Origin of the sequence: Microcystis sp. LEGE 00066, from assembly GCF_015207925.1 — a bacterium.
GTDB lineage: Bacteria > Cyanobacteriota > Cyanobacteriia > Cyanobacteriales > Microcystaceae > Microcystis > Microcystis ichthyoblabe_A.
Genome location: NZ_JADEVX010000189.1, coordinates 1 through 7,644 on the forward strand (window position 1 = coordinate 1; position 7,644 = coordinate 7,644).

Annotated in this window: 7 protein-coding genes; 3 read left to right on the forward strand and 4 right to left on the reverse strand. The window is 43.6% G+C overall.

Features of this window, described 5'->3' with window-relative positions; all coding sequences use genetic code 11:
• The first annotated feature begins 214 nt into the window (after positions 1-214).
• A complete protein-coding gene (locus IQ224_RS19530; protein WP_002742163.1) occupies positions 215-556 on the forward strand; it encodes a DUF952 domain-containing protein in 342 nt (113 codons plus the stop codon).
• A gap of 160 nt (positions 557-716) precedes the next feature.
• Here the strand turns inward: IQ224_RS19530 and IQ224_RS19535 are convergent, their stop codons facing one another.
• Both IQ224_RS19535 and cofG read right to left on the reverse strand, forming a co-directional pair.
• On the reverse strand, positions 717-2,030 hold the full coding sequence (locus tag IQ224_RS19535; protein ID WP_194033379.1) for a cytosine deaminase: 1,314 nt from the start codon (positions 2,028-2,030) through the stop codon (positions 717-719).
• A 152-nt stretch (positions 2,031-2,182) separates the two neighbouring features.
• The gene (gene cofG / locus IQ224_RS19540; RefSeq protein WP_002742165.1) at positions 2,183-3,070 is read right to left on the reverse strand and encodes a 7,8-didemethyl-8-hydroxy-5-deazariboflavin synthase subunit CofG; all 888 of its coding nucleotides are present in this window, start codon (positions 3,068-3,070) and stop codon (positions 2,183-2,185) included.
• Between the two features lie 112 nt (positions 3,071-3,182).
• On the opposite strand from cofG, the gene IQ224_RS19545 reads away from it, so the two are divergent.
• Complete coding sequence (locus tag IQ224_RS19545; protein WP_004156896.1) at positions 3,183-4,847, forward strand: transglutaminase domain-containing protein; 1,665 nt, start codon at positions 3,183-3,185, stop codon at positions 4,845-4,847.
• Here IQ224_RS19545 and IQ224_RS19550 read toward each other — a convergent pair.
• The gene (locus tag IQ224_RS19550; RefSeq protein WP_004156897.1) at positions 4,844-5,110 is read right to left on the reverse strand and encodes a hypothetical protein; all 267 of its coding nucleotides are present in this window, start codon (positions 5,108-5,110) and stop codon (positions 4,844-4,846) included. The two genes, IQ224_RS19545 and IQ224_RS19550, sit on opposite strands and share 4 nt — an antisense overlap.
• Before the next feature lie 594 nt (positions 5,111-5,704).
• Between IQ224_RS19550 and IQ224_RS19555 the strand changes: the two genes are divergently transcribed.
• A complete protein-coding gene (locus IQ224_RS19555; RefSeq protein WP_002736283.1) occupies positions 5,705-5,902 on the forward strand; it encodes a hypothetical protein in 198 nt (65 codons plus the stop codon).
• 1 nt (position 5,903) lies between these two features.
• Here the strand turns inward: IQ224_RS19555 and IQ224_RS19560 are convergent, their stop codons facing one another.
• Entirely contained in the window at positions 5,904-7,070 is a 1,167-nt protein-coding gene (locus IQ224_RS19560; RefSeq protein ID WP_194033380.1) for a cysteine desulfurase family protein, read from the reverse strand.
• Positions 7,071-7,644 lie beyond the last annotated feature (574 nt).

Genomic DNA, 7,644 nt, shown 5'->3' on the forward strand with positions numbered 1-7,644 from the left:
TCAGTTACCTAATTTTCAGGGAAAAAGTACCTGAATTTTACCCCCGATCCCTCCAATGGTCGGCACTTTTTGAGGTCAAAAAAGTCTAAAAGCCTTATCCAACAAGGTTTTTAGATTTATTCAGCAACCCCTAGTTTAAGAGAATTGAGGGCCGCTGACAGCTTCAGGCTATATCCTAAAATTAGGGATTAAAGTGACAGTAGGAGGCGAACCGATGATCTATCACATCACTACAGAAAGAGGTTGGCAAATAGCTCGTGAAATGGGGGAATATCGGGCGTATTCCCTAAAAAATGAGGGATTTATCCATTGCTCCACCTTAGAACAAATTCCGAAAGTTGTGGCCGCTTTTTATCAAAATCAGCCAGATTTGCTGGTTTTAGCCATTTCTCCTGAACAATTGCAGTCCCCGGTTAAATGGGAGCAGCCCCAACATCCTAACCCAGAAAATGCCACTCTAGAGCTAGAAAAAGAGACCTTTCCCCATATTTACGGTGCTATCAACCTAGAATCGGTAGTTTTTGTCAAACCCTTACAGGAGTTGCTCAATTCCTAAGTAGGGATGCACAATTATTTGTAGGATGGGTTAGCGGTAGCGTAACATGATCGGGCGTTGGGTTTCATGCTTCAACCCAACCTAAGTTCATCTAGAAAGAGAGACCTTTCCCCATATTTACGGTGCTATCAACCTAGAATCGGTAGTTTTTGTCAAACCCTTACAGGAGTTGCTCAATTCCTAGAACTAAATCATCTAACTCTTGGTAATCGGGGAGAGTAGTATCGATGCTCAACCCGCGCCGAATCACAAGGCGATCCCACTGTGGTCGCGATAATAGCTCGCTAAAGTAGCGAGCCTTGAAAATTAACAAATTTGCCTCTATACCCGTCTTAATGCGCCCTAAATGGGGCAATCCGAGCAGATTAGCTGGGGTGAGGGTGACACTATTTATCCAGTCAGCGTAGGGTGTGTCGAGATGGGCAATCCGCACCGCTTGGGTAAAGACTTCTAAACCATCGTGATCCCCAAAACCATAAAAGGGATCGCGACAGTTATCACTGGCAAAAGCCACCGGAATTCCCGCTTTTTTCATCTCTTTTATCTTAGTTGTCCCGCGCCAAAAAGGGGTTTTTTCCTCTTGACGATCCTGTAGGTAGAGATTGCACATCGGCAAGCTAACGATAGCAATGCCCGCATTTTTGACTAAATTTAGGGTTTCTTGGATTATTTCAGGGGATTGTACCGCTAAACTGCAACAGTGACCACAGATGATTTGTCCAGAAAATTGCTCTTTGATGGCAGTACGCGCGATCGCTGCTAAACAGGTAGAATCGGAATCGCCGTTTTCATCCAGATGAAAATCGAGATTTAAACCCCTTTCTTGGGCTAATTTGAAGGTAATATCAATTTGTGCCTCTAAATCAGGATTTGTGTAGGCTACTCCCCCTAATATGCCCCCAAATTCGGCAATTTTATCGGCTAAGGCCGCTCCCTCGGAGGTTTGATAGTAGTCAAGGGAAACTAGAGAAACCGCTTGCAGGGTGATTTTACCGGCCCATTGTCGTTGCAATTCTGCCAAAGCGGTTAAGCTAATCTGTGCCTGTTGACCAAAAGAGTCGATATGGGTGCGAATAGCGGCGGTTCCGTGGGCATAACTGCATTTAACGCCGAATTCCATGCGACGATACACATCCTCTAAGCGCCACTCCCGTCGGGAATCCTCTAGGGCCATTTTTAAGGCGCCGTCAAAAGTGCCATCACGGTTAGGACAACGATGCCAACTATGACCTTTATCGAGATGGGTGTGCATATCGATAAAACAAGGAAAAATAATCTTTTTTTTGAGGTCGATGACGGGAATATTATCTTCGGGGGGGATGGTTGAGGTGATGCGATTAATGTTACCGTCATTAATTTCCAGATTAACTAAGGTTAATCCCTCGGCGGTTTGGGGAGAAAAACCCTCATTTTCTAGCAGGGAAACGGGAATATGGGCATTTTTGAGCCAGTAGCACTCGCTTGAGGGAATCATAAGACCTCTGGTAAAAATCAAAAATTGTTGTTAGGGTTAGGAGTCGGTCGTCGGTCGTCAGGAGAATTAAGAATGAATAATAATCAATTAAGGGGTATTGAGTAAGGAGTGTTCAATGGCATTAACAGTGCTATCTTTTCCCTGATTAATGTTTACTGATAAACTGGCAGACGCGGCTTTAATTCCCAGCCATAAACTGCTAAAAATTCCTTTAGTTTATCGGGGTGTAAATGGAGGTAATCGGGATTAACTTCATCGATCAGGCCAATACCGCCTAAATCCCGCGCTCCTGCCGCTAAACAATCCAAGAGAAAAAGAGGATCGGGTAATAAATTCGGGGGAATTTGAATGACAATATCTGGAGGCAAAATTTCCCTAGCTTGTCTAACCAAATCAGGCAGTTTTTGCAGATCAAAAGGGTTATTTTGCCACTGTTCTCTTTTACCCGGATTGTAGGGTTGTAGGATCACTTCTTGAATATGTCCCCAACGTTGATGAATAGCGGCAATAGTTTCTAAGGTTACTAAGCGATCGCATTCTGTTTCACCAATTCCTAATAATAACCCCGTGGTAAAAGGAATTGCTAATTCTCCCGCCCATTGTAACTGTTCTAAGCGCAGGGATGGCACTTTACTGGGAGCCTGACGATGGACAGTATTTAATAAAGTCACCGTCATTTGTTCTAACATTATGCCCATAGATAGATTGACATTTTTCAGTTTTTCCATCTCGGCAAAAGTTAAAATACCCGCATTGGTATGGGGATAAAACCCCATATTTAAAGCCAATTCTCCCAAATTATAAATATGCCGAAACCATAACTCTCGATTGGCTGCTAAAGGATGAACTTCGCCGCTAAGAATTAAAATTTCCGTAATTTCCGAACCCTGCAAAGCAGTTAAAATCTCTTTGGCTTTTTCCAAACTTAACCAGCCATCAGTGCCTAAATCCCTGCGAAAATTACAATAACTGCAACGATTGAAACACTCGTAGGTAGGTACAAGGGTATGAGAGGGACTATAGGTGACAATTCTTGACATTTTTTTCGGGATTGCAGTTCATTACGAGCATTCAAGGGCGAGAAAATTTGCTATCGTGGGGAGAATTGCTGTTTTATTCACCTAAAAACGCTCTCCCTTTTCGTTTCCTCCTATGATTTTCGATCCTGCCAGTCTTCCCTCCCATCGTCAAACGATTCGCCCGATTAGCGCCACGGCTCTGCACGGAATTGTATTTCAAGATGACAAATTAATCGCTATCGACGCAAAAAACGGCTATTTATACCAAATTGCCCTCGATACTGGTCATACAAGCGTACTTAATTCCCATCGCTGGCAGGAATTCGTCGGGACGACGGGATTGGCAATCGATGATCAAAATAACCTCTGGTTTACTACTCGCGAAAATCTCTACTGCTGCACTCTCGAAGATTTTACCCCGAAATTTTTTACCCGTCTTCCCTACACCGCTAACGGAGTCGCCGTAACTGCTAACACAATTTATGTCACTTGTCAACGTTCTGGACAAATCTTTATATTTGATCGCCAATCGGGACAGGAAATTACTCGTTTATACGCGCCGGGTATCGGCATCGAAAATATCACCATTCGCGGGGAAGAACTTTGGTTAACGGATACCCTAGAACAAACGGTTTACTGTCTTGATCGCGCCACGGGAGAACAGCTTTTTAGCATGATAACTCCTTTTGAATCGCCGACGGGATTAGCATTTTATCGCGATGCTAACAGTGGCAAGGATATATTATATGTGGCCTATGCTTTCCAAGAACCCTGTATCCGCGATAATCCCAATTCTGAACAAGTTCACGAACTTAGTTATCGTCCGCGTACTTTTGTCCATCCTCTATATTTTCACTACGATCCCGCTAAAAAATACACCCTTTCTAACGGTTATCTGATTGAATTATCCTACGTCGAGGAATTAGAACCCCTCTATAATATCGAACTCAAAAATGTGGAATGGCGCATCGCTTTACCCTTAGAAACACCGCGGCAAAAAATTCGCAGCGTCGAAGCGGTGGGATTGCCTTTTATTGAAGAAATTCAGGACGGGCAGCGGGTGGCAGTATTTAAGTTCGAGCAAATAACCGGCAAACAACGTCATATTTTTGGGTGGAAAGTGGTATTAGAAGTGTGGGGTATTAAATACCAAATTACTCCCCAAGACTGCGAAGATTTACCCCCCTTACCCGCCGATTTTCCCGATCGCTATTTGATCGATAATGATGATCTGGCCATGAGTACAGAAATTATCCTCAATGCTGCCGAAGAAGCGACCGGTCGGGAAACCAATCTGCTCCGAAAAGTTTATAGTATTCGTAATTACGTCTATGATCAGCTTTCCTACGGTATCAAACCCAACATCGACACCCCTGATATTGCCCTGCGGCGCGGAGTCGGTTCCTGTGGGGAATATGTGGGTTTATTATTGGCTTTGTGTCGTCTCAATGGTATTGCCTGTCGTACGGTAGGACGCTATAAATGCCCACCCCATCCCCTCGAACGTAATTTACCCCTCGAACCGGATTACAATCACGTCTGGATGGAATTTTATCTCCCCTCTATCGGTTGGGTTCCTATGGAGTCCAATCCCGATGATATCTTTGAAGGCGGTCCCTATCCCAATCGTTTCTTTATGGGTTTAGCTTGGTATCACACGGAAATTGCCAAAGATATCCCCTTTGAACGAATGCTCAGTGAAGGACAACCGGTGTTAAAAACCCAAGTTCCCATCGGCGATTTAGCGATTAATCACGTTCAATTCATCATTCTTGAGGAATTAGCCCCAAAAGACTAGAATTTTGAGCCATCATCTAGGATGCCCATTTCTCTGTCTCTTTCTTCTTTGAGTTCTTTGACCATTTGTAAACCCGCACCCACACAGAAGCCCAGGGCTGCCCCCGCACCAGCAAAATAACGTCTATAGATGATTTGATAGTTATAGGGATTTCTATAGTTGACTTGGCTGGGATTGCGTTCAATGCGGCTAATGCCATAACCAATACCAGCACCAACTAAAGCCGTTACTAGGCCTGAAAATAGAACTAGACGAAGGTTCATGATCTTATCTCCCGATAGACTCTCACTTTAGATTATCGCTGAAAATTAGTTAATGGCAAGCTATCGCAATAATTTGTTAAGTAGTCGTGCCAAATTAATTTCCCTTGAGATGTGTAATTAGGGTCTGCTGAAAAAGTTTGTTGGTGGGGGCAGGGTGTGGGGTGTGGGGTTTTACCGATTTTGAGGTAGTCAGTTACCTAATTTTCAGGGAAAAAGTACCTGAATTTTACCCCCGATCCCTCCAATGGTCGGCACTTTTTGAGGTCAAAAAAGTCTAAAAGCCTTATCCAACAAGGTTTTTAGATTTATTCAGCAAGCCCTAAATAGACCTCTTGCAAAAATCAAAAATCTTCCTTTAGGTGAGGAGTAAGGAGCCAGTAGTCAGTCGTCAGGAGAATTAAGAATGAGCATTAATCAATTAAATGCTCTATTTGGTGATTTTATGCAACTTTATGCTTATTTTTCTCATTTTTGCCCTCTCAAAAATTAATGATGCAAGAACTCAGGTAAAGATGTAAAGATTTAAAACAAAGTTACCCACAGTCATCGGTTTGTTTGTAAATTTAGATACAGAATTATCAGGGTGATCTGTGTATGTCTTTACTACAATACCGCACTACTGCCGTTGTTACTTGTCCCCAAGCAAACACATGGGTACAACTCAGAATGCTCCCCTCTCCATACAGCTTTGATGAAGCGCTACTACTCTGTGAACAGGATCAGGGCCGTTGGGTGGCATGGATTCCCGATTTTGGCGAAATTATCTTGATTGAAGGGCAATTTGAGTCATAAACTAACTCTTGCTCACAATTAAAGCAGATAAACAGCGATCGATCACTTGTTTTAATACTAGAGCCGTCCAATCAATATCGGCTGCGCTGGTGTCCCTTCCCAGGGTTAAACGAATTCCCGCTAATGCTTCTCGATCGCTGTAGCCCATAGCTTTTAAAATTGGACTAGGGGAAAGTTTGCCACTATGACAGGCGGACCCAGAACTAATGCCGATTCCTGCTAAATTAAGCTGACGAACTAGCTGTTTTCCCGTGATCTGACTGTCATCGTCGGGACGGACAATAAAGCTGACGTGGTGGGGTAAACGATAGAATCGGTCCCCCGTGGGCAGCAGATAAGGATAATCGGCTAAGAGGTCAAATAATCGATCTCGCAGGGCGATTAAACGCATTTTTTCGCTAATTAAGTCTTTTTGGGCTAATTCAGCCGCTAAACCGAAAGCTGCGATCACCGGTACGGCTGGGGTTCCCGATCGCAGACCTTTTTCCTGGCCACCGCCCCGCAGTAATGGTAAAATATCGACACCGGCTCTGACGTATAAAGCCCCCGATCCTTGCATTCCATAAATTTTATGGCTGGAAAGAGATAATAAATCTACGGGCAGTTTCCGCACATCAATATCGCATCTTGCCGCCACCTGCACCGCATCGGTGTGAAAAAGAACTCCCCTTTCTCTGGCAATGCTGCCCAATTCTTCAATCGGTTGTAGAGTTCCCACCTCACTTTGTCCGTAAATAATGGAAATTAAGACCGTATCGCTTTGAATTGCGGCTTTTAGGTCTAAAGGATTAACTCTACCTTGACGATTGACGGGAAGACGAGTAATTTGCCAACCTTGCTGCTCTAATTGTTTACAGGGTTCAGCGATCGCCGAATGTTCCACACTAGAAATAATTATATGACGGGGGCGGTTATACTGTTGAGCAACCCCGATAATCGCTAAATTATCGGCTTCCGTGCCGCCAGAAGTGAAGATAATCTGGTCTGGATTGGCATTAATTAACCCTACTACCTGTTCTCTAGCCATTTCGATGACTGTTGCCGTATCCTGTCCCCAAGTGTGTAAACTGGAGGGATTGCCCCAATGATGCTGGAGAATAGTGGCAACCCGCTCGATCACTTGGGGATGAGTGGGGGTAGTGGCACTATAGTCAAGATAAATTTGCATTATTTTACAATCTGAGAAATGAGAGTCAAGACAGGCAGCTATTCTCAGTTTAGCCGTTTAAGAGATTAGAAAACGGGTTTCTTTAAGAATTGAGTTTTCGGCAGATTTCACGAGCTAAGAAAGGCAATCGATCACAAACTTCTGGGTCGCTTTCGAACGCATATTTTTTAGTTAAAAGCATCACATTTCTGAGAGATATATCAGGAAGTCTTCTACTTTCTTCGGAATAGTATTCTGCCAGATCTTCAGAGGTAAAGCTGAAGCCTCTCTCAGAAGCCAGTATACCAGTAAGATACATTAAACTTTGGACATCTGTTGTTACCTCTAGACTATATTTGAATTTCTAGATCACTCTCAGCAATTTCATTAAACTGTCTGACGGCTTGGATAGACATAAGTTCTCCTGTGATGTGTTAAGATTGAGACCAAGAACGGCCGATGCAAGTCTGAATTGCATCACTATCTGATCTACCTTTATAGAATACCTCATTCGGGGTACGATAGTCAAGACATTTTCGAGGACGATTGTTAATCAAGTTTACGGCTCTTTCCACCTGCTCTGGCTTAACAATTT